We start from the raw sequence: 22,121 nt of genomic DNA, 5'->3' as shown, positions 1-22,121 counted from the left end.
ACGGAAGAACGTGGTCAACGGTGCGGCCTGTCAGATAGGCTATCGCGAAGCGTCGCAAGAGCGCTGCGGCAATAGTATGAGGCAAACCGCCGTAAATATACCGTCTGCATGGGCGTGCGCGGGCGTGGCGAGAACGGCACCGGAGGGGGTGACATGGCGGTCCTTGTGACGGGAGGCGCCGGCTACATCGGCAGCCACATGGTTCTGGCGCTGCTCGATGCCGGCCATGAGGAGGTCGTCGTCCTGGACGATCTGTCGACGGGCTTCGATTGGGCCGTCCCGGAAGGTGTCAAGCTTGTGGTCGGCGACGTGGCGGACCAAGCGCTCGTCACGCAGACGATCCTGCAGCACAGGATCGATGCGCTGGCTCATTTCGCCGCCCGGATCGTGGTGCCGGACTCCGTGTCCGATCCGCTGGGCTACTACCTTGCCAACACCGTGAAGACGCGCTCCCTGATCGAGGCCTCGGTGCGTGCCGGCGTGCGGCATGTGATCTTCTCGTCGACGGCAGCCGTCTATGGGGAACCGGAGGTCGTGCCCGTCCCCGAGGATCTGCCGCTGAAGCCGATCAACCCCTACGGCCGATCGAAGCTCATGAGCGAGTGGATGATCGCCGACGCGGCGGCCGCCCACGGCTTCTCCTACGTGATTTTGCGCTACTTCAACGTGGCCGGTGCTGATCCGGCCGGCCGCTCCGGGCAGTCGACGCCCAACGCCACGCACCTGATCAAGGTCGCCACGCAGGCCGCCCTCGGGCAGCGCGAACGGCTCGACGTGTTCGGGACCGACTACGCGACGCCCGACGGCTCCTGCCTGCGCGACTACATCCAGGTCTCCGACCTTGCCGCAGCCCATAGGGTCGCGCTCGATCACCTGAGAGCCGGCGGCGAGAGCCTGACGCTGAATTGCGGTTACGGCCGCGGCTACTCGGTGCTCGAAGTCATCGATGTGGTGAAGCGATTGTCCGGCCGCGATTTCGAGGTGCGTCTCTGCCCGCGCCGGCCCGGAGATCCGGCGCAGATCGTCGCCGAGGCGGGGCTGATCCGCGATCGGCTGGGCTGGAAGCCTCGCCACGACGACCTCGACGCGATCGTCGCCCAAGCGCTCGCCTGGGAGCAGCATCTCGGCACGCGCAATCGGCTCTGACCGGATGCCGTCGCGCAGAACACTGCTGGCCGCCAGCCTGTACCTGGCCGCTGGCCCGATCCGGGCCACCGCGGCTGCAGGCGACGACGGCGCGTTTCGGGCCTTCATCGAGGCCCTGCGCCCCGACGCCGCTTCACGCGGGGTATCCGCACAGACGTTCGACGCGGCCTTTCGCGGGATCTCTGCGCCGGACGAGGCGGTCCTGGCACGAACGCGGCGTCAGACCGAATTCGTGCGGCCAGTCTGGGACTATCTCGTCGGCGCCGTGTCGGCGGGGCGGATCAATCGGGGCCGGGCGCGAGCCGCGTCGCTCGCCACGACCCTCAGGCAGATCGAGGGTCGGTACGGTGTGCCGGGCCCGGTGATCCTGGCGTTTTGGGGCATCGAATCCGATTTCGGAGCGAGCGCGGGCAGCGTCTCGACGGTCCGGGCCCTGGCGACCCTCGCCCAGGCACGGCACCGGGGCGACCTGTTCCGGGACGAGCTCCTCGCCGCGCTGACGATCCTGCAGCGCAAGGACATCAGCCCCGAGCGCATGAGCGGCAGCTGGGCAGGCGCCATGGGTCAGGTCCAGTTCCTGCCCTCCACCTATCTGGCCCACGCGGTCGATTTCGACGGCGACGGCCGCCGGGACATCTGGACGAGCGACGCGGATTCGCTGGCTTCCATCGCCGGCTATCTTAAAGACTTGGGCTGGGATCCGTCCGTGTCCTGGGGCTATGCGGTGCTGTTGCCGGACGGCTTCGACCTGTCCCGCTATACGGGCGACCTGAGCGCGTTTGCGCAGAGAGGCGTTCGTCGTGCGGATGGGAAACTGCTGCCGGAGGGCGGTCGCGCCAGCCTGTTCCTGCCGGGCGGGTTGGGCGCGCCGGCCTTCCTGATCACCGACAATTTCGAGGTGATCCGCGGCTACAACACGTCGGATTCCTACGCGTTGGCCGTTGGCCACCTGGCCGACCGTCTGGATGGGGGTCCGCCGCTCGCATTGCCGTGGCCGGCAGCGGGAGCGAGACTGGATGGCGCGGGGTTGCGGGCGCTCCAGACCGCTCTCGCGCGGGCCGGGTTCTACGACGGACCGTCGGACGGCCGTGCAGGCCCGAAGTTGCGCGAGGCGGTCCGGCGTTATCAGATCAGCGTAGGCCTGCCGGCAGACGGGTACGCCACTCCGAAACTTCTCGCGCGGATTCAGGGCGGCACAGAGCCCCACCAGTAAGGTCGCGCACAAGGTCTTGGCCGGGAGCCGGGCCGATTGCGCGTGAGCCGTTCCGCAATGGCGCCGTTCGGGATAAGGTCGGAGGATGCGCATGAAAGTCGCTGACCGGCGTCCCGCGATACGCCCTGTGTTTCACGGCCTGGAGACCTTGCTGTGTCTGGCCTGCCTATCGCTGCTTGGCAGCGTGCCGGCGCTGGCGCAATGGGGCGACGGCTACCAGCAGCCCGGTCCCGGTGCCACTTACGAAGCACCGCCGAGGCGCCGGTCCCGCGATGCATATTACCGGGACGACGGGACCTACGGCCGCCAGCCCCGCTACGCGCCCCAGCAGGAGGCTCCGCGACAGTTCTACTGGCCCTGGGAGGACCGGCCCCAGCCCGTCGCCCCTCAGCCCGAGCGAACCTATCGGGCGCCGCGACCCCGGCCGAACTACGCCCCGGCTGAAGCACAGCGCCCAGCGCCCGCGATCAAGCGGCGCGTGCGTCCGGCCCGGGCGCCGACCCCGCCCAAACCCGCCATCGCCAAGAGCGAGCCGAACGTCCAGATCGCGGTGTTCGGCGACTCGCTGGCCGATCATCTGGCGAAGGGCCTCGATGACGTCTTCGAGGACAATGCCGATGTCGCGGTTCTCGATCGTGCCAAGGGCGACAGCGGCCTCATCCGCAAGGACGTCGTCGATTGGCCCAAGGTCGCGCAGGATTCCCTGCAGGGCAATTCCAAGATCCGTTACGCGCTGGTCATGCTGGGCGCGAACGACCGGCAGCCGATCCGGGACGGCGACGAGACCATCGATCCGCTTACGGATCGCTGGCGTGCCCTGTACCACGCACGCGTCGATGCCCTCATCAAGGTCTTCACCGACAAGAAGGTGCCGCTGGTCTGGGTCGGCCTGCCGCCCGTCCAGAGTGAGGCCCTCAGCCGGGATCTCGCCGCCATCAACGACATCATTCGCGACAGCGTGACCAAGGCCGGCGCGACCTACGTCGATATCTGGCCCGGCTTCGTCGATGACCGGGACAGGTACGCCGCCTCGGGCCCGGACCCGGAGGGCCAGATCGCCAAACTGCGCACTGCCGACGGGGTCCATTTCACGAAGGCCGGCGACCGGAAGCTGGCGCATTTCGCCGATGTCGAGCTGAAGCGGCTGATGGGCACGGCGCCGCAGCCGGCCGACCAGCCGCCGACAGCCACGATCGCGCCGAGCGTGCCGCCCGCGGCCACGGGTCCGAGCCTCGACGGGTCTCCGCAGCTCACCGACACGGCGGCGATCGATCGCCAGATCACCGCGATGCTTCCGAGCCTGCCGGAACCTCCGGGCGTTCCGGCCTTGCCGGTGAAACCGGCGGCCGGACCGGTGGTCCCGCTCAGCCGGGCCGAGGTCTCACCCGGTGGTGCGCTGCTGAGCGGCCGGCCTCGCGATCCGGACAATCTCGGTACGATCGAGCGGACGCTCCTGCGCGGGAATGCGCCCATGCCGCAGCCCGGCCGCGCCGACGATTTCCGCTGGCCGCCCGGGTGACGCCGTACGGCTCTGCGGATCGCCAATCGCCCTAGCGCGGCAGGACGCTCGAACCCATCAGCGTCTCGTCGATGGCGCGCGCCGCCTGCCGTCCCTCCCGGATGGCCCAGACCACCAGGGACTGGCCGCGCCTCATGTCGCCGGCGGCCCAGATCTTGGAATCCGAGGTCTGGTAATCGTCCTCGTTCGCTTCGACGTTGCCGCGCTTGCTGACGCCGATGCCCGACTGCTCGAGAAGCCCCTTCTGCACTGAGCCGGCGAAGCCAATCGCCATGAAGACCAGATCGGCGGGCAGCACGAATTCGGTCCCGACGATCGGCTGGCGCTTGGCATCGACCCGGGCGCAGACCACGCCGGTCAGCTGCCCCTTCTTGTTGCCTTCGAGGCGGAGCGTCGCGGCCTGGAATTCGCGCTCGGCGCCCTCGGCCTGGCTGGAGGAGGTCCGCATCTTCGTCGGCCAGTAAGGCCACACGGTCAGCTTGTCCTCGCGCTCCGGCGGCCGCGGACGGATGTCGAGCTGCGTCACCGACAGCGCACCCTGACGGAACGCCGTGCCGACACAGTCCGAGGCTGTGTCGCCGCCGCCGATCACCACCACGTTCTTGCCGCTGGCCAGGATCGGCACCTCGCCGTTGCCGCGCATCGGCTCGTTGTTCACCCGCCGGTTCGACTGGACGAGGTACGGCATGGCGTAATGGACGCCCTCCAACTCCTGTCCAGGAAGCTGCGGATTGCGGGGATCCTCGGCGCCGCCGCAGAACATCACGGCGTCAAACTCGGCCTTGAGTTCGTCCACCGACTTCGTCACGCCGATGTTCTGGTTGTAGTGGAAGACGACGCCTTCGGCCTCCATCTGGCGCACACGCCGGTCGATGTGGCGCTTCTCCATCTTGAAGTCCGGGATGCCGTAGCGCAGCAGGCCGCCGGCCTTCGGCTCGCGCTCGAACACGTGGACGTCGTGCCCGACCCGGGCGAGTTGCTGGGCGGCCGCCATGCCGGCCGGCCCCGAGCCGACGATCGCCACGCGCTTGCCGGTGCGGGTCTGCGCCGGCTCGGGCTTCACCCAGCCCATGTTCCAGGCGCGGTCGGCGATCGCCTGCTCGATCGTCTTGATCGCCACCGGCTGGTTCTCGAGATTCAGCGTGCAGGCCTCCTCGCAGGGCGCGGGGCAGATGCGGCCGGTAAACTCGGGGAAGTTGTTGGTCGAATGGAGGTTGCGTGAGGCTTCCTCCCAATCCGACTGGAAGACGAGGTCGTTCCAATCCGGGATCTGGTTGTGGACCGGGCAGCCGGTCGGACCATGGCAGAACGGGATGCCGCAATCCATGCAGCGGGCCGCCTGCTTCGTGAGGTCGTGCTCGTCCAGCGGCAGCGTGAACTCGCGGAAGTGCCGAACCCGGTCGGCGGCGAGCTGATACTTCTGCTCCTGCCGGTCGAATTCGAGGAAGCCTGTGATCTTGCCCATTGGTCAGCCCCTGGGCCGGCCAGTCTGTGACTGCGCTGCCCGCATCGTCTCGTCTCGTGTGTGCGGGACCGGGCGGCGCACCGCCCGGCCTTGTGCGCAGGCTACTCCGCGGCCACCGGCATCCGCGCCATCTCCATCTCACGGAGAGCCCGGCGGTACTCCACCGGCATCACCTTCACGAACTTGGTGCGGTAGGCCGACCAGTTGTCGAGGATGGTCTTCGCCCGCGGGCTGCCCGTGTACTTGAGGTGATTGGTGATGAGCTGCGTCAGCCGCTCCTCGTCGTGGCCCGACATGTCGGCCAGGATGTCGACCCGGCCCTTGGTCTCCAGGTCGCCGTCCTGGTGGAAGCGGCGCATCAGATCGTCCTCTTCCTCGACGGGCTCCAGATCGACCATCGACAGGTTGCAGCGCGCCGAGAACGAGCCGTCCTCGTCGAGCACGTAGGCGATGCCGCCCGACATGCCGGCCGCGAAGTTGCGGCCGGTCTCGCCGATCGACACCACGACGCCGCCGGTCATGTACTCGCAGCCATGGTCGCCCATGCCTTCGACCACCGTGATGGCGCCCGAGTTGCGCACGGCGAAGCGCTCACCGGCCGCGCCGCGGACGTAGCACTCGCCGGCAATTGCCCCGTAAAGCACGGTGTTGCCGACCATGATGGTCCGATCCGGCGGCGATTTCAGCGCATCGCTCGGCCGAATGATCAGCTTGCCGCCCGACAGGCCCTTGCCGACATAGTCGTTGCCGTGGCCGGTCAGCTCGATGGTCACGCCCGCCGCGACCCAGGCGCCGAAGCTCTGGCCGGCGGTGCCGGCGAGTTTCACCACGATCGTGTCGTCGGGCAGGCCTTCATGGCCGTGCGCCTTTGCCACCGCGCCCGAGAGCATCGCGCCCGCCGCCCGGTCCGAGTTGCGGATCGTGTCGGTGAGGACCACCGGCTCGCCGGTCTCGATGGCGTGCTGGGCCCCAGCGATCAGGCGACGGTCGAGGACCGTGTCGATCGGGTGGTGCTGCACATCGACGTGGCGGATCGCCGTGCCCTCGGCCACCTTCGGCCGGTGGAACAGCTTGGTGAAGTCGAGCCCGCGCGCCTTCCAGTGGGCGATGGCTTCGACCTTGTCGAGCACGTCGGAGCGGCCGACCGCCTCCTCCAGCTTCGTGAAGCCGAGGGACGCCAGGATCTCCCGGACCTCCTCGGCCACGAAGAAGAAGTAGTTCACCACGTGCTCGGGCGTGCCCTTGAAGCGCTTGCGCAGCACCGGGTCCTGGGTGGCGACGCCGACCGGGCAGGTGTTCAGGTGGCACTTGCGCATCATGATGCAGCCGGCCGCGATCAGCGGGGCGGTCGAGAAGCCCATCTGGTCGGCGCCGAGGAGCGCCGCGATGATCACGTCGCGCCCGGTCCGGATGCCGCCGTCCGCCTGGAGGGCGACGCGCCCGCGCAGGTTGTTGAGCACCAGCGTCTGCTGGGTCTCGGCGAGACCCGTCTCCCACGGTCCGCCCGCGTGCTTCAGAGACGTCAGCGGCGCCGCGCCGGTGCCGCCGTCGAAGCCTGAGATCGTGATGTGATCGGCGCGCGCCTTGGCGACGCCGGCCGCCACAGTGCCGACGCCGACCTCGGAGACGAGCTTCACCGACACGTCCGCCGACGGGTTCACGTTCTTCAGGTCGAAGATCAGCTGTGCCAGATCCTCGATCGAGTAGATGTCGTGGTGCGGCGGCGGCGAAATCAGTCCGACGCCCGGGGTGGCGTAGCGGACCTTGGCGATCTTGGCGTCGACCTTGTGGCCGGGCAGCTGGCCGCCCTCGCCGGGCTTGGCACCCTGGGCGACCTTGATCTGCATCATGTCGGAATTGACGAGGTATTCCGTCGTCACGCCGAAGCGGCCGGAGGCGACCTGCTTGATCGCGGACCGGCGCGAGCGCCCGTCCGGCAGCGGCTTGAACCGCTCCACCTCCTCGCCGCCCTCGCCCGAGTTCGATCGGCCGCCGAACGAGTTCAGCGCGATGGCGAGCGTCTCGTGCGCCTCCTTGGAGATGGAGCCGTACGACATGGCGCCCGTGGCGAAGCGCTTGACGATCTCGGAGGCCGGCTCGACCGACTCGAGCGGAACCGGCGCCCGGCCGATCTCGGCGGCAGACCTTAGGCGGAACAGGCCACGCAGCGTCTTCAGCTGGTGCTCCTGCTGGTTCACCAGCGCGGCGTATTCCCGGTAGCGCTCGGGCACGTTCAGGCGCACCGCGTGCTGCAGCGTCGCAACCGTGTCGGGCGTCCAGGTGTGGGTCTCGCCGCGCAGCCGGTAGGCGTATTCGCCGCCAACATCCAGCGCGTTGCGGTAGACCGGCGCGTCACCGAAGGCATCGCGATGGCGGCGGGCCGTCTCCTCGGCGATCTCGGCCATGCCGACGCCCTCGATGGTCGTCGCCGTGCCGAAGAAGTCGCGGCCCACGAAGGTCGAGTTCAGGCCGACCGCGTCGAAGATCTGCGCGCCGCAATAGGACTGGTAGGTCGAGATGCCCATCTTGGACATCACCTTCAGCAGGCCCTTATCGATCGCCTTGATGTAGCGGTAGATGATCTCGTCGTCGGTGAGGTCCGGCGGGAACTCATCCTTCATCTCGAGCAGCGTCTCGAAGGCGAGATACGGGTTGATCGCCTCGGCGCCGTAGCCGGCCAGGCACGCGAAGTGATGCACCTCGCGCGGCTCCCCCGACTCGACCACGAGGCCGACCGAGGTCCGCAGACCCTTCCGGATCAGGTAATTGTGCACGGAGGCCGTGGCCAGCAGAGCCGGGATCGGGATCCGGTCCGGCCCGACCGCCCGGTCGGTCAGCACGATGATGTTGTAGCCGCCGCGCACCGCCGCCTCAGCACGGTCGCAGAGCCGGTCGAGCGCCCCGTCCATGGCGGCTGCGCCGGTCTCGGCCGGGTAGGTCATGTCGAGGGTCTTGGTGTCGAACCGGTCCTCGAAATGGCCGATCGAGCGGATCTTCTCGAGATCCGCGTTGGTGAGGATCGGCTGGCGAACCTCCAGGCGCTTGCGCCGGGACGCGCCCTCCATGTCGAGCAGGTTCGGCCGCGGCCCGATGAACGAGACGAGGCTCATCACGGCCTCCTCGCGAATCGGGTCGATCGGCGGGTTCGTGACCTGCGCGAAATTCTGCTTGAAGTAGGTGTAGAGCAGCTTCGACTTCTCGGAGAGGGCCGAGAGCGGCGTGTCCGTGCCCATCGAGCCGACCGCCTCCTGGCCAGTGACGGCCATGGGCTGCATCAGCAACTTGAGGTCTTCCTGCGTGTAGCCGAAGGCCTGCTGCCGATCGAGCAGGCTGACATCGCCGCGCGACTCGCGCGGCTGGACCGGACGCAGCTCTTCCAGGACGATCTGGGTGTTCTTGACCCAGTCGGCATAGGGGTGCGCAGCAGCGAGCTCGCCCTTGATCTCCTCGTCGGAGACGATGCGGCCTTTCTGCAGGTCGATCAGCAGCATGCGGCCCGGCTGGAGGCGCCAGGACTGCACGATCTTCTCGTCCGGGATCGGCAGCGTGCCCATCTCGGAGGCGAGCACCACGAGTCCGTCGTCGGTGACGATGTACCGGGCCGGGCGCAGGCCGTTGCGGTCGAGGGTCGCGCCGATCTGGCGGCCATCAGTGAACGCCACAGCGGCAGGGCCGTCCCACGGCTCCATCAGGGCGGCGTGGTACTCGTAGAAGGCGCGCCGCTCCTCGCTCATCAGCGGATTGCCCGCCCAGGCCTCCGGGATGAGCATCATCATCGCGTGGGCGAGCGGGTAGCCGCCCTGCACGAGGAACTCGAGGGCGTTATCGAAGCAGGCGGTGTCGGACTGGCCCTCATAGGAGATCGGCCACAGCTTCGAGATGTCGTTGCCGAACAGGTCGGAATCGACGCTCGCCTGACGTGCCGCCATCCAGTTGACGTTGCCGCGCAGCGTGTTGATCTCGCCGTTATGGGCAACCATCCGGTACGGGTGCGACAGCCGCCAGGTCGGGAAGGTGTTGGTGGCGAAGCGCTGGTGGACGAGGGCGATCGCCGAGACGAAGCGGTCGTCCTTCAGGTCGAGGAAGTAGCCGCCGAGCTGCGTGACCAGCACCATGCCCTTGTAGACGATGGTCCGGGTCGACACGGAAACCGGGTAGAACTCCTTCACCCGCGGGTCGTCGAGGCCGTAGACCTTGTTGGAGATCACCTTGCGGGCGACGTAGACGCGGCGCTCGAACGCGTCCTGGTCGGCAACCGAGGCCGGACGTCCGATGAAGACCTGACGGTGATGCGGCTCGGTCGCCTTCACGGCCTCGCCGAGATCCTCCGGATCGACCGGCACGTCGCGCCAGCCGAGCAGCGGCAGACCCTCGGCGGCGAGCGCCGATTCGACGATCTCCTGAATGATCGCGCGCGGCTCCTCAGCCTTCGGCATGAAGAACTGGCCGATGGCGTAGTCGCCGGCCGGCGGAAGCTCGAAGCCGAGGCGCGAGCATTCCTCGGCGAAGAACCCGTGCGGAATCTGCGTGAGGATGCCGCAACCGTCGCCCATCTTGGGATCGGCGCCGACCGCCCCGCGATGATCGAGATTCTCGAGGATCTTCAAGCCCTGCTCGACGATGGCGTGCGTGCGCCGGTCGTGCATGTCGGCGATGAAGCCGACGCCGCAGGCATCGCGCTCGTGCGCGGGATCGTAGGCACCCTGCGCTTTCGGCAGGGCGGGATCGCGCACCGTGAGCGGCATCGCGCCACCGCGCGGAGCGGCAGCCTGGACCGTGGAAGCAGCAAACTCTTCAGCGGGTCTGCGATGTGACATGCTTCGTCTCGTCCCCAACCTCGACACCGTCCGCCGAACCTTTGGCTCACGAGCACGTTTCGTGCCCGTGAGCCGTCGGTGCCCGCCGCTCCGACCCCATGTCGCAGGCCATGCGGCCGGTCCCTCCCGGGACACGTCCGCCAACCTGCGTTCATCGAGGACCCAGACCGCTCGAGGAGCGGTGCGCTGGCGCGCCCGTATCCGTCTGCCGGATTTCTCGCCTGCGCGCGAGACGGCGACGGCCGGGATGCACGGCCGATGGGACAGTTCTGCTGTCCTAAGTCGCGAAATTGCCAGATTGAAATGTTTTCAGCAAGTGACCGCGAGACGCAGCGGACCGGCCGCTGCGGAAGGCCGGTCCGGCCCCGATCTTCCGCCTCCGCAATCTCGCCCGAATCGCACGCTCTACCCGGCTGGCCGAGCACAAGCGGCATGCGGGGCAACGACCTCGCCGGCATGGTCGTGGTCCGGATCAACCGGTCCGGGCCATGCCGGAACCGGGTACTCTGCCGGGTCTCCAAAACGGGAACGCACCAGAGTGACAATCAAGCTCAGAACGGCTTCACGCTTTCGGATTTCCGCAAGGTCGGCGGTCTGTGCCGCTCTCGTGTCGGGCGCAGGCGTGCTGGGGTTTTGTCAGAGCGCCAACGCCCAATTCGCCTTCGAGGAAGAGGTCCTGCCGCCGCGGGTCGTGGCGTGGCGCCTCGCCGACCGCGGCTTCACGGGTGTGGGCCGCCCACGCTTCGACGGCCGGGTCTACGTGGTCGATGCGGTCAGTCCGACGGGCGTGCCGGTCCGGCTGTTCGTCGATCCGGGCATGGGAGCGATCGTGGGTCGGCAGCGTCTCGGCGCGCCGGAGACCTATGCGAGGCTCGAGCGTCCGGCCCCCGGATTCGGCTGGACCGAAGAGGATGCCGGCCCCCGGCGTGTCGCGCGGCCACTTCCCCCGGAAGGTGACCCAACTCTGCGGCCTCAGCGTCGGCCTACGGGCGAGGCCATGCGTCCTGAGCCGAATCCCGATGGTGTGAACCCCGACGGCGTCGGCCGGTCGTCGCGGAAGATCGCCCGGGTGAATCCGGTCCGCCCGCCGGAAAAGGCAGCCCGCCGCGTCAGCCCCGAGGCGCCGGCACCGAAGCTCGCGCCCGCCGAAGCGGCGAAGACCGAGTCGGGCCCGGACGCCAAGCCGGAGACCAAGTCGGCGGCCATCGACAAGGCGCCGCCGGCAAGCACCGCACCCACCCCGGCGGCGAAGACCTCCGAGAGCACCCTGGCCGCAACCTCGAAGCCGCCGGCTCAGGACTGGAAGGACCCGCCGGCCGACAAGAAGCCCGTGCGGGTGATCGGGGGCGCGACCATCGTTCCCGGTACCGCGGACAAGGAACAGGGCGCGGCACAGTGATCCGTTAGGGCACGAGCAGCCGCTCCGCGCCGGTAAAGACCGTGACCGTGTCGGCGCGCGCGATGGCGCAGAGCGTCAACCCGTTCGCCCGGGCTCGTTCGAGCGCCAGCGAGGTCGGGGCCGAGATGGCGACGATGACGGCCGCGCCGAGGCGGGCCGCCTTCTCGACCATCTCGAACGAGCAGCGGCTGGTGATCACCAGGAAGCCCTGATCGACGTTCGTGCCGGACCGCATCAGGGCGCCGATCAGCTTATCCAGAGCGTTGTGCCGGCCGACATCCTCCCGGGCGACCGCCACGGAGCCGTCGAGCCGCGCCCAGGCGGCCGCGTGGACCGCCCGGGTCTCGGCTCCGAGAACCTGGGACGCGTCGAGGTTCGAGAGCGCGGCGGCAATCGCCGGCAGCGTGACCCGAACGGCCGGGGCATTCCGCAGCTGTGCATGCGGGAGCTGCGCCAGGTCCTCGATCCCGCAGACACCGCAGCCTGTGCGGCCGCTGATCGCGCGTTTGCGCGCCAGGTGTTCGCGGAGGCGGCCAGGCGCTAGTTCAACATGGAGACGCAGCCCGTCATCGCCGACCTCGACGCGCGTGGACCGGATCTCCGACGCGCTCTCGACGATGCCCTCCGTCAGGCTGAATCCGTAGGCGAAATCCTCGAGGTCGGCGGGTGTCGCCATCATGACGGCGTGTGGGACGCTGCCGTAGACCAGGTTGACCGGTGCCTCGACCGCAAGGGCCCGCGTGTCGGAGCGCGGCGGCGCGCCCGTATAGGCCACGACCTGCATCGGAACGCGCACCGAGGCGGAGGGCAGTTCAGTGGGCAGGCTCTCGGCAACCGTCGACATTCAGAGCTCCGATGGCGGACGTGAACCGTATTCATCGGCCGCTCCCCGATGCAACGGCCAGGGTACGAATTGCACAAATGGCCGGTGCGACCACGCCACGCACGATCTTGAAGTGCTTGGAAAGCGCGCGATGCGACGCTTGTGCGGTTGCACCGCGTCGGCCCTTGTGGTCTGAAGCGCCGGTCGGATAATGCCGGGTGACACAACCGGTACTCCGTCACGTCGGTACAATCCCGCACGCAATCAAGACGGGAAGGTCCGGCGTCAGCCAGATTGTCAGGGGAGCCACGAGAGGCAGATGCGGACGGTGCGGACGATCAACCGGTCACTCTGGAGCCTCGCCGCCTTCGGCGCCCTGCTCTCCCCGATATCGCTTGCTCACGCTGCGGGCTTCGGTCAGCCCGTGCCGTGGGAGATGAGCCGTCAGGTTCAGGTGACCGAGAACGGTCGCGATATCCTCAGCTTCGAGATCGGCCTGCACTGGCTGTCGCTCGGCATCTCGGTGTTCGTGCTGGGCCTGATCCTGTGGTGCATCTTCCGCTTTGGCGAGAAGCGGAACCCGACGCCGTCGCGCACCACCCACAACACCGCCATCGAGGTCGCCTGGACCATCGTTCCGGTGCTGATCCTGGTCGCGGTGGCGATCCCGTCCTTCCGCCTGCTGCGCACGCAGCTCTCGGATCCGAAGGCCGACATGATCGTCAAGGTCATCGGCCACGCGTGGTACTGGTCCTACGAGTACCCGCAGACCGAGGCTGGCGGCGGCTTCACCTTTGACGCCAACCTCGACGAGGACAAGCAGCCGCGCCTGCTGCAGACCGACAACGAGATGGTGGTCCCGGTCGGCAAGATCGTGAAGATCCAGGTCACCGCCGCCGACGTGCTGCATTCCTGGGCCATGCCGGCCTTCGGCTTCAAGATCGACGCCGTGCCCGGCCGCCTCAACCAGATGTGGTTCAAGGCCGACAAGGAAGGCACCTTCCACGGCCAGTGCTCCGAGCTGTGCGGCCAGCGCCACGCCTACATGCCGATCGTGGTCCGCGTGGTCAGCGAGCAGGCCTACGCCGACTGGCTGAAGGAGGCGAAGACCAAGTACGCCCGCATCGACAACGGCACGAGCTTCGCCGAGGCGCGCTGAGCCCCGGCTGACCGGACCGAACCGAACCCATCAGATCCACAAGGCACCCGAATCCATGGCTACAGCCGCAGCCCATGCAGAGGCCCACGAGGTCCACGACCACAAGCCGTCGTTCTTCGCCCGCTGGTTCCTGTCGACGAACCACAAGGACATCGGCACCCTCTACCTGCTCTTCGCCTTCTGCGCCGGCATGATCGGCGCGTTCCTCTCCTTCGGCATCCGGATGGAGATGGAGCAGCCCGGTCTGCAGTACTTCTCGAATCCCGCGACCTACAACGTGTTCGTCACGGGCCACGGCCTCATCATGGTGTTCTTCATGGTGATGCCGGCGCTGATCGGCGGGTTCGGCAACTGGTTCGTGCCCCTCATGATCGGCGCGCCCGACATGGCGTTCCCGCGCATGAACAACATCTCGTTCTGGCTGACGGTGGCGGGCTTCTGCTCCCTGCTCTGCTCGCTGTTCGTCGAGGGCGCGCCCGGCGCGTCCGGCGCCGGCACGGGCTGGACCGTCTACCCGCCGCTCTCGACCGCCGGCCATCCCGGTCCGGCCGTCGACTTCGCGATCTTCGCCCTGCACCTTTCCGGCGCGGGCTCGATCCTCGGCGCGATCAACTTCATCACCACGATCCTGAACATGCGCGCCCCGGGCATGACGCTGCACAAGATGCCGCTCTTCGCCTGGGCCGAGCTGGTCACCGCCTTCCTGCTGCTGCTGTCGCTGCCGGTGCTCGCGGGCGCCATCACGATGCTGCTGACCGACCGCAACTTCGGCACGACGTTCTTCGATCCGGCCGGCGGCGGTGATCCGATCCTGTACCAGCACCTGTTCTGGTTCTTCGGTCACCCCGAAGTCTACATCATGATCCTGCCGGCCTTCGGCATCGTGTCGCACATCATCGCCACGTTCTCGCGGAAGCCCGTGTTCGGCTACCTCGCGATGGCCTACGCCATGGTGGCGATCGGCGTCGTCGGCTTCGTCGTGTGGGCCCACCACATGTACACGGTCGGCCTGTCGCTCCAGACACAGTCCTACTTCGTGTTCGCCACGATGGTGATCGCGGTGCCGACCGGCGTGAAGATCTTCTCATGGATTGCCACCATGTGGGGCGGCTCCATCCGCTTCACTGCCGCCATGCACTGGGCGGTCGGCTTCATCTTCCTGTTCACCGTCGGCGGCGTGACCGGCGTCGTGCTCGCCAACTCGGCCGTCGATAAGTACCTGCACGACACCTACTACGTGGTCGCCCACTTCCACTACGTCCTGTCGCTGGGCGCTGTGTTCATCATCTTCGCCGGTGTCTACTACTGGTTCCCGAAGATGACCGGTCACATCATCCCGGAATGGGCCGGCAAGCTGCACTTCTGGCTGGCCTTCATCGGCGCGAACGTCCTGTTCTTCCCGATGCACTTCCTCGGGCTCGCCGGCATGCCGCGTCGTTACGCCGACTATCCGGACGCCTTCGCCCAGTGGCACAAGGTTTCGACCTACGGCGGCCACATCTTCGGCCTCAGCATGTTCGTCTTCGTGATCGGCGTCGTCCTCGCCTTCCGCTCCAAGGAGCGGGCTGCGGACAACCCGTGGGGCGAAGGTGCGACGACCCTGGAGTGGACGCTCCCCTCGCCGCCCCCGTTCCACCAGTTCGAGACGCTGCCCCGCATCGTCGACGAGCCGGGCGTGCACTGATACACCCTCCGCGAGGGCCGCATCGGCGGCCCTCGCCCTTCCCCGGAGGCCGGATCCCGACCTCCCGGCAAGGGCGACTGATAAGGGCGATACGCCCGGGCCGCGCTCAACGCGCGCGACCACCCTTGGAACAAGTCGATTTCGAGAGACGACTCGGCCGTGACGCGCGCGGCCGGGCGCCGGCACAGCAGCGGCAGACGCGATGACAAGCCTCACGAACAGCATCGGACCGGACGTGCCGGCCCCGGCCCTCTCGGCCGCCGGCGGCGACGTTCCGGACTATTTCGCCCTGCTGAAGCCGCGGGTGATGGTGCTGGTGATCTTCACCGCGCTCGTGGGCATGGTCGTCTCGCAGGGTCACGTGCAGCCGGCGATCGGCGCGATCTCGCTGCTCGCCATCGCGATCGGTGCCGGTGCGTCGGGCTGCCTCAACATGTGGTGGGACGCCGACATCGACGCCGTCATGACCCGCACCGCGACCCGTCCGATCCCATCGGGCCGGATCACGCCGGAGGAGGCTCTAGGCTTCGGGCTGTTCCTCTCGGTGGCCTCCGTGCTGGTGCTCGGCCTCACGGCGAACTGGCTGGCCGCAGGGCTGCTGGCCTTCACCATCGTGTTCTACGCGGTGGTGTACTCGATGTGGCTGAAGCGGGCGACGGCGCAGAACATCGTCATCGGCGGCGCTGCCGGCGCCCTGCCGCCCGTGATCGGCCAGGCGGTCGTGACCGGCTCGGTCGGCATCGAGTCGCTGATCCTCTTCGCGATTATCTTCATCTGGACGCCGCCGCACTTCTGGGCGCTGGCGCTGATCAAGGCCGACGAGTACGCCCGCGCCGGCATCCCAATGATGCCGAACGTCGCCGGCCCGGCCTCCACGCGCCGGCAGATCGTGTGGTACTCGCTGTTCCTGGCGCCGCTCGGCCTCGCGCCGGTCGCGCTCGGCTTTGGCGGCCTGCTCTACGCGGTGATCGGCCTCGTCGGCGGCCTCGGCATGGTCGCCTTCAGCATCCGCGTGCTCCGGAATCGCGAGGGCGAAGCAGAGAAGCGCGCCGCCATGGGCATGTTCGGCTTCTCGATCCTCTACCTGTTCGCGCTGTTCTCGGCGCTGCTGGCCGAGCAGAGCTTCGGCCTGTTCCGTCCGGTCCTGGGCTGATCGCCATGCCCGAGCCCGACGTCCAGTACCGCCCGCTGACTCCCGCCGAAGAGGCACGCCGCCGGAAGCGCTCGGTGGCGATCGCCCTGGCGCTCGGCGCCTGGGTTCTGCTGTTCTTCGTGCTGACGATCGTCAAGCTCGGGCCGCAGATTCTCAGCCGGCCGCTCTGAAGAGGTCGCGATGACCGCAAACCGTCCCGATCCCGCCCGCGGCGCAACACGGACCGCGCTCGCTTGCGCCGGGCTCGCGGTCGGCATGATCGGCCTCGCCTTCGCGTCGGTGCCGCTCTACGACGCCTTCTGCAAGGCCACCGGGTATGACGGCACGCCGCGCCAGGGGCCGGCGCTCGCGGCCTCGGCAGCGCGCACCGACGACAGCATGGTCGTGCATTTCGACACGAACGTCGCGCCGGGGCTGCCCTGGAAGTTCGCGCCCGAGGCGAACAGCATCGACGCGAAGCTCGGCGAGACCAAGACCGTCTTCTTCCGGGTGCAGAACACCGGCAGCAAGCCGTCCACCGGCGTGGCCACGTTCAACGTCCAGCCCGGCCTGATGGGTGGCTACTTCGTCAAGATCGCCTGCTTCTGCTTCAACGAGCAGACGCTGCAGCCGGGCGAGACGCTGGACGTGCCCGTGGTCTTCTATGTCGATCCGGCGGTCCGCGACGATTCCAACACCGCGCATCTCTCGGAGATGACGCTGTCCTACACCTACTTCGCCTCGAAGAACGGTCAGCCGATGACGGCCGCCGTGGCGAATTCCGGTTCTTCGGGCACGAAGCGGGATTTCTGATCGCGGACCCGTGACAAGACGGGCCCGCACCGACTACACGTGCGGACAAGCTTGGGTGTGGTCGGTGCCGCGCCCGGCCAACAAGTCTGCCAAGAGCAAGCGACAGGCCGGAAGCCGGGAACGGCGCAGGGCGCGAGGGTGAGGAGCGACGGGACGATGGCCGAGGCGCACGCCAAGAATCATGACTTTCACATCCTGAATCCGAGTCCGTGGCCGCTGATCGGCGCCTTCTCGGGCTTCCTGATGGCGTTCGGCGCCGTCTTCTGGATGAAGAGCCTGCAGATCGGCACCCTGACCCCGGGCCCGTACATTTTCGGCGCCGGGACGATCGGCGTCCTCTACACCATGTTCTCGTGGTGGAAGGACGTGGCGCACGAGGCCAATTCCGGCGATCACACCCGCGTCGTCCAGCTGCATCACCGCTACGGCATGATGATGTTCATCGCCTCCGAGGTGATGTTCTTCGTCGCGTGGTTCTGGGCCTATTTCGAGGCCGCACTCTACACCGCCGACCCGATCCAGGTCTCCCGCGTGGAGTTCACCGGCGGCGTCTGGCCGCCGAAGGGCATCGAGGCGTTCGATCCCTGGCATCTGCCGCTTCTCAACACGCTGATCCTGCTCACGTCCGGCACCACCGTCACCTGGGCGCACCACGCCCTGCTCCACGGCGACCGGAAGGGGCTGAAGTACGGCCTGTGGCTGACGATCATCCTCGGCGTGCTGTTCACCGCCTGCCAGGCCTACGAGTACAGCCACGCCGAGTTCGGCTTCTCGGGCAGCATCTACTCGTCGACCTTCTTCATGGCGACGGGCTTCCACGGCGCCCACGTCATCATCGGCACCATCTTCCTGGCCGTCTGCCTGTTCCGCGCCTATGCGGGCCAGTTCACCCCGCGCCAGCACCTCGGCTTCGAGTTCGCCGCTTGGTACTGGCACTTCGTCGATGTCGTGTGGCTGTTCCTGTTCGCCGCCATCTACGTGTGGGGCTCGGGCGTCTTCCACGGCGGCGGCGCCCACTGAGGCGATCCATCCCGCCGCTGCATGGCGGGTTTGCGAAGGGCGGCTCCGGCCGCCCTTTTTCGTATCCGGCCGCCGTGAATCCCCATATCGCGGTGGAGGGCTTGGACACCGCGTGATCGCGCTGTCCCCGGCCCGGTCTGGAGTGTGCACGTGGATCAACGACATTATGCGCCGCCGCCGCCGATCCCGACGGGCTTGCGGGGTCGCTGCCCACGCTGCGGCGAGGGCCACCTGTTCAAGGGCTACCTCACCCTGCGCCCGTCCTGCGAGGCGTGCGGGCTCGATTATGCGAGTTTCGATTCGGCAGACGGTCCGGCCTTCTTCGTCATGTCGATCGTCGGCCTGATCGTGGTCGGTCTCGCCCTCTGGATGGAGATCACCTACGAGCCGCCGATCTGGGTCCACGCGCTCGTGGCTGGCACGCTCTCGATCGGGCTCAGCCTGATCCTGGTCCGGCCGCTCAAGGGCATGCTGATCGCGCTCCAGTACAGCAACAAGGCCGAAGAGGGACGCTTCGAGCGGTGACCGGATCGCGTCGCGCTGCTTGGCGGGACCTCGTCGCGCCGGGGCTGGCCTCCCTGATCGCCCTGGCGATCCTACTGGGCCTCGGAACCTGGCAGCTCGAGCGCAAGGCCTGGAAGGAGGATCTGATCGCCCGGATCCTGCAGCAGAGCCGGGCCGAGCCCGTCGCGCCGCCGGCACCGGATGCGTGGAACGAGGTTCGTGACGAATTCCGTCACGTCCGCGTCTCGGGCCACTTCCTCAACGATCGCGAGACGCTGGTCCACGGCCTCGCCGCGGGAGAGACCCCGGGCCGGGCCTTGCAGGGCTATTACGTGCTCACGCCGTTCGCGCGCGTCGAGGGCGGCACCGTTCTGGTGAACCGCGGCTTCGTGCCGACGGAGCTGAAGGCGCAGGCCGACCGGCGCGACGGGCTGGTGGAGGGGCCGACGGTCGTCACCGGGATCCTCCGCGCCAGCGAGGCGCGCGGGATGTTCGTACCGGAGCCGGACCCGGCGCGCGGCGAGTGGTTCAACCGCGACGTTCCCGGCATCGCGGCCGCCCGGGGCCTGACCGACGTCGCGCCCTACCTGATCGAGGCCGATGCGATCCCTGGTCAGACCACGTGGCCGCGCGGCGGCCAGCTTCGGGTCGATCTGCCCAACAACCACTTGCAATACGCGTTCACGTGGTTCGGCTTGGCGGTTTGCCTGGTGGCGGTCTTTTCGGTCTTCGCGTGGCGGCGCCTGCACGAAGCCGACGGGGCGCGGACCGCATAGAACAAACCCGCGTCTGGCACCGCTCCCGAAAGAAAACTGTCGTCAATTGGCGCGCCAAAAAAGCAGCGCATTCCTTTGACCTGAGACGATCGCGACGGAATACTTTCCGTGTTCTTGAGCGATCGACCGCCTTCTGCATAGTGTATTCAGTTTGCGGCGATCATCCGAAGAGAACACGACGCGCCGACGTCGTGCAATCAGAGGTTACGCCGGATGACCAGCCATTTCGTCGACCAAGCGCCGCGGGAGCCGATCCGCTTCGCCTACTGGGTGCCCAACGTGTCGGGCGGCCTCGTGATCAGCAAGATCCCGCAGCGGACCAGCTGGGACGGCGAGTACAACCGCCGCCTCGCGCAGATCGCCGAGGAGGCCGGGTTCGATTACGGCCTGACCCAGATCCGGTTCACGGCCGGCTACGGCGCGGAGTACCAGCACGAGTCGGTGGCCTTCAGTCATGCTTTGCTGGCCGCCACGTCGAAGCTGAAGGTGATCGCCGCGATCCTGCCGGGACCCTGGAACCCGACGCTCGCCGCCAAGCAGATCGCCACGATCTCGCAGCTCAGCGGGGGCCGAATTGCGGTCAATATCGTCTCGGGCTGGTTCTCGGGCGAGTTCCGGGCGATCGGCGAGCCCTGGCTCGACCATGACGAGCGCTATCGCCGCTCCGAGGAGTTCATCCGCAGCCTGCGCGGGATCTGGACCCAGGACAGCTTCACCTTCCGCGGCGATTTCTACCGATACAGCGACTACACGCTGAAGCCGAAGCCCGTGGAGCCGCTGCCCGAGATCTTCCAGGGCGGCTCGTCGCGGGCGGCGCGCGACATGGCGGCCCGAGTATCCGATTGGTATTTCACCAACGGCAACACGCCGGAGAACATCCGCGCCCAGGTGGACGACATCCGCGCCAAGGCCGCTGAGACCGGCAACCATCCGCGGATCGGCGTGAACGCCTTCGTGATCGCGCGCGATACCGAGGAAGAGGCCCGGGCGGTTCTGCAAGAGATCATCGATCACGCCGATCCGGATGCCGTGAAGGCCTTCGGCCACGAAGTGAAGAATGCCGGCAAGGCCTCGCCGGAGGGCGAGGGCAACTGGGCGAAATCCAGCTTCGAGGATCTCGTCCAGTACAACGACGGCTTCAAGACCAACCTGATCGGCACGCCCGACCAGATCGCCGAGCGGATCCTGGCCCTCAAGGATGCCGGGGCAGACCTCGCGCTGCTCGCCTTCCTGCACTTCCAGGAGGACGTGGCGTATTTCGGCGAGCACGTCATTCCGCGGGTCCGCGCCCTCGAAGCCGCGCGCGAGAAGCGCGCGGAGGCGGCCTGACCGGTTCGGATCGAAGCCACCTGTCTGTCGGAGTGAGCCATGAACATTGCTGTCGATGCGCGCACGCTCGAACCGCAGCGCCCGGGTGCCCCCGGCCCCGCGCGTCCGCCCTCCCCCGCCCACGTGATCCGCGTCGATTCCGAGGCGCTGGCCATCGCCCGACGCCTCGCCGGCGCGTTTCGAGCCGGCGCCTCGGAGCGCGACCGGGATGCGGTCCGGCCGCTCGCCGAACTCGATGCGTTCTCCCAGAGCGGCCTGTGGTCGATCAACGTGCCGCGCGCCTATGGCGGTCCGGAAGTCTCCTACCGGACGCTCGCAGCTGTGATCGCCATCATCGCGGCGGCCGATCCGGCGATCGCGCAGATCGCCCAGAACCATCTGGGCATCGTGGCGGCGATCCGGACCGCCTCCGACGAGGCGCAGAAGCGGCTCCTGTTCGGGGAGGTGCTGCGCGGCACCCGCTTCGGAAACGCCTTCTCGGAGCGGGGCACCAAGCGGGCGGCCGATTTCGACACCCGCTTCACCGACCACGGCGACCATGTCGTGGTGCGCGGCCAAAAATTTTACGCCACAGGCGCGCTCCTCGCGCATCTCGTGCCGATCGTCGCCCTCGATGACCAGGGCCGTGCCTGGTACGCCATCGCCGAGCGGGACGCGCCGGGGCTCACCGTCATCGACGACTGGTCGAGCTTCGGCCAGCGCGGCACGGCGAGCGGCACGGTGCTGATCGAGGATGTGCGTGTGCCCAAGACCCATCTGGTCCCGGCCTGGAAGGGGTACGAAGTGCCCACTGCCGATGGTGCCGTGTTCCAGATCATCCAGGCGGCGGTCGATGCCGGGATCGGCCGCGAGGCCCTGGACGACACCGTCCGGTTCGTCCGCGAGAAGGCGCGGCCCTGGATCGACAGCGGGCTGGAGCGCGCCTCCGACGATCCCTACACGATTCAGGCGATCGGCGACCTGACCATCCGTCAGCACGCCGCGGAGGCGCTCCTCGACCGAGCCGGTCTCGCCCTGGATGCGGCAGTGGCCCAGCCGAGCGCGGAGAGTGTCGCGGCGGCGCAGCTCGCCGTGGCCGAGGCGAAGGTGCTGACCACCGAGGTCGCGCTGGCGGCCGCCAACAAGCTGTTCGAGCTGTCCGGCACCCGCTCGACACTGGCGGCCGAGAATCTCGATCGGCACTGGCGGAACGCCCGCACGCACACGCTGCACGATCCGGTGCGCTGGAAATACGCGATCATCGGCAACCACGCCCTGAACGGCGTGAACCCGCCGCTCCACGCCTGGAGCTGAGGGAGGCCCTTCACACGGCCACGCAGCTT

Annotated in this window: 17 protein-coding genes; 14 read left to right on the top strand and 3 right to left on the bottom strand. The window is 68.0% G+C overall.

Annotated features, from left to right (window positions below; genetic code table 11):
• The first annotated feature begins 153 nt into the window (after window positions 1-153).
• From galE to ABIE45_RS11670, 3 genes are all read left to right on the top strand, one after another.
• Window positions 154-1,146, top strand: a complete 993-nt coding sequence (gene galE / locus ABIE45_RS11680) for a UDP-glucose 4-epimerase GalE (RefSeq protein ID WP_192706864.1) — start codon at window positions 154-156, stop codon at window positions 1,144-1,146.
• 4 nt (window positions 1,147-1,150) lie between these two features.
• Window positions 1,151-2,359, top strand: coding sequence for a lytic murein transglycosylase (locus tag ABIE45_RS11675; protein WP_192706863.1), 1,209 nt, complete (start codon window positions 1,151-1,153; stop codon window positions 2,357-2,359).
• Window positions 2,360-2,444: 85 nt separating this feature from the next.
• Complete coding sequence (locus ABIE45_RS11670) at window positions 2,445-3,878, top strand: DUF459 domain-containing protein (protein WP_192706862.1); 1,434 nt, start codon at window positions 2,445-2,447, stop codon at window positions 3,876-3,878.
• Window positions 3,879-3,909: 31 nt separating this feature from the next.
• On the opposite strand, the gene ABIE45_RS11665 is transcribed toward ABIE45_RS11670, so the two are convergent.
• Complete coding sequence (locus ABIE45_RS11665; RefSeq protein ID WP_192706861.1) at window positions 3,910-5,343, bottom strand: glutamate synthase subunit beta; 1,434 nt, start codon at window positions 5,341-5,343, stop codon at window positions 3,910-3,912.
• A 101-nt stretch (window positions 5,344-5,444) separates the two neighbouring features.
• The gene (gltB, locus tag ABIE45_RS11660; protein ID WP_192706860.1) at window positions 5,445-10,160 is read right to left on the bottom strand and encodes a glutamate synthase large subunit; all 4,716 of its coding nucleotides are present in this window, start codon (window positions 10,158-10,160) and stop codon (window positions 5,445-5,447) included.
• Window positions 10,161-10,782: 622 nt separating this feature from the next.
• Between gltB and ABIE45_RS11655 the strand changes: the two genes are divergently transcribed.
• Complete coding sequence (locus ABIE45_RS11655) at window positions 10,783-11,559, top strand: hypothetical protein (RefSeq protein ID WP_373622312.1); 777 nt, start codon at window positions 10,783-10,785, stop codon at window positions 11,557-11,559.
• Between the two features lie 4 nt (window positions 11,560-11,563).
• On the opposite strand, the gene fdhD is transcribed toward ABIE45_RS11655, so the two are convergent.
• Entirely contained in the window at window positions 11,564-12,403 is an 840-nt protein-coding gene (fdhD, locus tag ABIE45_RS11650; RefSeq protein ID WP_192706859.1) for a formate dehydrogenase accessory sulfurtransferase FdhD, read from the bottom strand.
• Window positions 12,404-12,701: 298 nt separating this feature from the next.
• On the opposite strand from fdhD, the gene coxB reads away from it, so the two are divergent.
• The 10 genes from coxB to ABIE45_RS11600 all read left to right on the top strand — a co-directional run bounded on the left by coxB (window position 12,702) and on the right by ABIE45_RS11600 (window position 22,092).
• Window positions 12,702-13,541 (top strand): cytochrome c oxidase subunit II, encoded by an 840-nt coding sequence (gene coxB / locus ABIE45_RS11645; protein WP_192706858.1) that lies wholly within the window; start codon window positions 12,702-12,704, stop codon window positions 13,539-13,541.
• A gap of 55 nt (window positions 13,542-13,596) precedes the next feature.
• Window positions 13,597-15,225 (top strand): cytochrome c oxidase subunit I, encoded by a 1,629-nt coding sequence (ctaD, locus tag ABIE45_RS11640; protein ID WP_192706857.1) that lies wholly within the window; start codon window positions 13,597-13,599, stop codon window positions 15,223-15,225.
• A gap of 202 nt (window positions 15,226-15,427) precedes the next feature.
• Window positions 15,428-16,378: a heme o synthase gene (locus tag ABIE45_RS11635; protein WP_192706856.1), complete on the top strand. Its 951-nt coding sequence runs from the start codon at window positions 15,428-15,430 to the stop codon at window positions 16,376-16,378.
• A gap of 5 nt (window positions 16,379-16,383) precedes the next feature.
• Entirely contained in the window at window positions 16,384-16,548 is a 165-nt protein-coding gene (locus ABIE45_RS11630) for a hypothetical protein (RefSeq protein WP_192706855.1), read from the top strand.
• A 10-nt stretch (window positions 16,549-16,558) separates the two neighbouring features.
• Entirely contained in the window at window positions 16,559-17,170 is a 612-nt protein-coding gene (locus tag ABIE45_RS11625) for a cytochrome c oxidase assembly protein (protein ID WP_192706854.1), read from the top strand.
• A 156-nt stretch (window positions 17,171-17,326) separates the two neighbouring features.
• Window positions 17,327-18,190: a cytochrome c oxidase subunit 3 gene (locus ABIE45_RS11620; protein WP_192706853.1), complete on the top strand. Its 864-nt coding sequence runs from the start codon at window positions 17,327-17,329 to the stop codon at window positions 18,188-18,190.
• A 150-nt stretch (window positions 18,191-18,340) separates the two neighbouring features.
• Window positions 18,341-18,715 carry a DUF983 domain-containing protein gene (locus ABIE45_RS11615; protein ID WP_192706852.1) on the top strand — a complete coding sequence of 125 codons (375 nt, stop codon included), beginning with the start codon at window positions 18,341-18,343 and terminating at the stop codon, window positions 18,713-18,715.
• On the top strand, window positions 18,712-19,470 hold the full coding sequence (locus ABIE45_RS11610) for an SURF1 family protein (RefSeq protein ID WP_192706851.1): 759 nt from the start codon (window positions 18,712-18,714) through the stop codon (window positions 19,468-19,470). The genes ABIE45_RS11615 and ABIE45_RS11610 overlap by 4 nt, the downstream gene beginning before the upstream one ends.
• A 213-nt stretch (window positions 19,471-19,683) precedes the next feature.
• Entirely contained in the window at window positions 19,684-20,799 is a 1,116-nt protein-coding gene (gene sfnG, locus ABIE45_RS11605; RefSeq protein WP_192706850.1) for a dimethylsulfone monooxygenase SfnG, read from the top strand.
• 39 nt (window positions 20,800-20,838) lie between these two features.
• A complete protein-coding gene (locus ABIE45_RS11600; protein WP_192706849.1) occupies window positions 20,839-22,092 on the top strand; it encodes an SfnB family sulfur acquisition oxidoreductase in 1,254 nt (417 codons plus the stop codon).
• Window positions 22,093-22,121 lie beyond the last annotated feature (29 nt).

The sequence above is a fragment of the Methylobacterium sp. OAE515 genome, assembly GCF_041806315.1.
In the GTDB taxonomy this organism is placed as follows: domain Bacteria; phylum Pseudomonadota; class Alphaproteobacteria; order Rhizobiales; family Beijerinckiaceae; genus Methylobacterium; species Methylobacterium tardum.
Note: the sequence above shows the minus strand (reverse complement) of the source record. Positions and strands in the feature narration are given on the sequence as shown.

Excerpts from the sequence above, each read along its gene's own strand:
- galE (WP_192706864.1), top strand. The coding sequence starts at position 154 with ATGGCGGTCCTTGTGACGGGAGGCGCCGGCTACATCGGCAGCCACATG.
- ABIE45_RS11675 (WP_192706863.1), top strand. The coding sequence starts at position 1,151 with ATGCCGTCGCGCAGAACACTGCTGGCCGCCAGCCTGTACCTGGCCGCT.
- ABIE45_RS11670 (WP_192706862.1), top strand. The coding sequence starts at position 2,445 with ATGCGCATGAAAGTCGCTGACCGGCGTCCCGCGATACGCCCTGTGTTT.
- ABIE45_RS11665 (WP_192706861.1), bottom strand. The coding sequence starts at position 5,343 with ATGGGCAAGATCACAGGCTTCCTCGAATTCGACCGGCAGGAGCAGAAG.
- gltB (WP_192706860.1), bottom strand. The coding sequence starts at position 10,160 with ATGTCACATCGCAGACCCGCTGAAGAGTTTGCTGCTTCCACGGTCCAG.
- fdhD (WP_192706859.1), bottom strand. The coding sequence starts at position 12,403 with ATGTCGACGGTTGCCGAGAGCCTGCCCACTGAACTGCCCTCCGCCTCG.
- coxB (WP_192706858.1), top strand. The coding sequence starts at position 12,702 with ATGCGGACGGTGCGGACGATCAACCGGTCACTCTGGAGCCTCGCCGCC.
- ctaD (WP_192706857.1), top strand. The coding sequence starts at position 13,597 with ATGGCTACAGCCGCAGCCCATGCAGAGGCCCACGAGGTCCACGACCAC.
- ABIE45_RS11635 (WP_192706856.1), top strand. The coding sequence starts at position 15,428 with ATGACAAGCCTCACGAACAGCATCGGACCGGACGTGCCGGCCCCGGCC.
- ABIE45_RS11630 (WP_192706855.1), top strand. The coding sequence starts at position 16,384 with ATGCCCGAGCCCGACGTCCAGTACCGCCCGCTGACTCCCGCCGAAGAG.
- ABIE45_RS11625 (WP_192706854.1), top strand. The coding sequence starts at position 16,559 with ATGACCGCAAACCGTCCCGATCCCGCCCGCGGCGCAACACGGACCGCG.
- ABIE45_RS11620 (WP_192706853.1), top strand. The coding sequence starts at position 17,327 with ATGGCCGAGGCGCACGCCAAGAATCATGACTTTCACATCCTGAATCCG.
- sfnG (WP_192706850.1), top strand. The coding sequence starts at position 19,684 with ATGACCAGCCATTTCGTCGACCAAGCGCCGCGGGAGCCGATCCGCTTC.
- ABIE45_RS11600 (WP_192706849.1), top strand. The coding sequence starts at position 20,839 with ATGAACATTGCTGTCGATGCGCGCACGCTCGAACCGCAGCGCCCGGGT.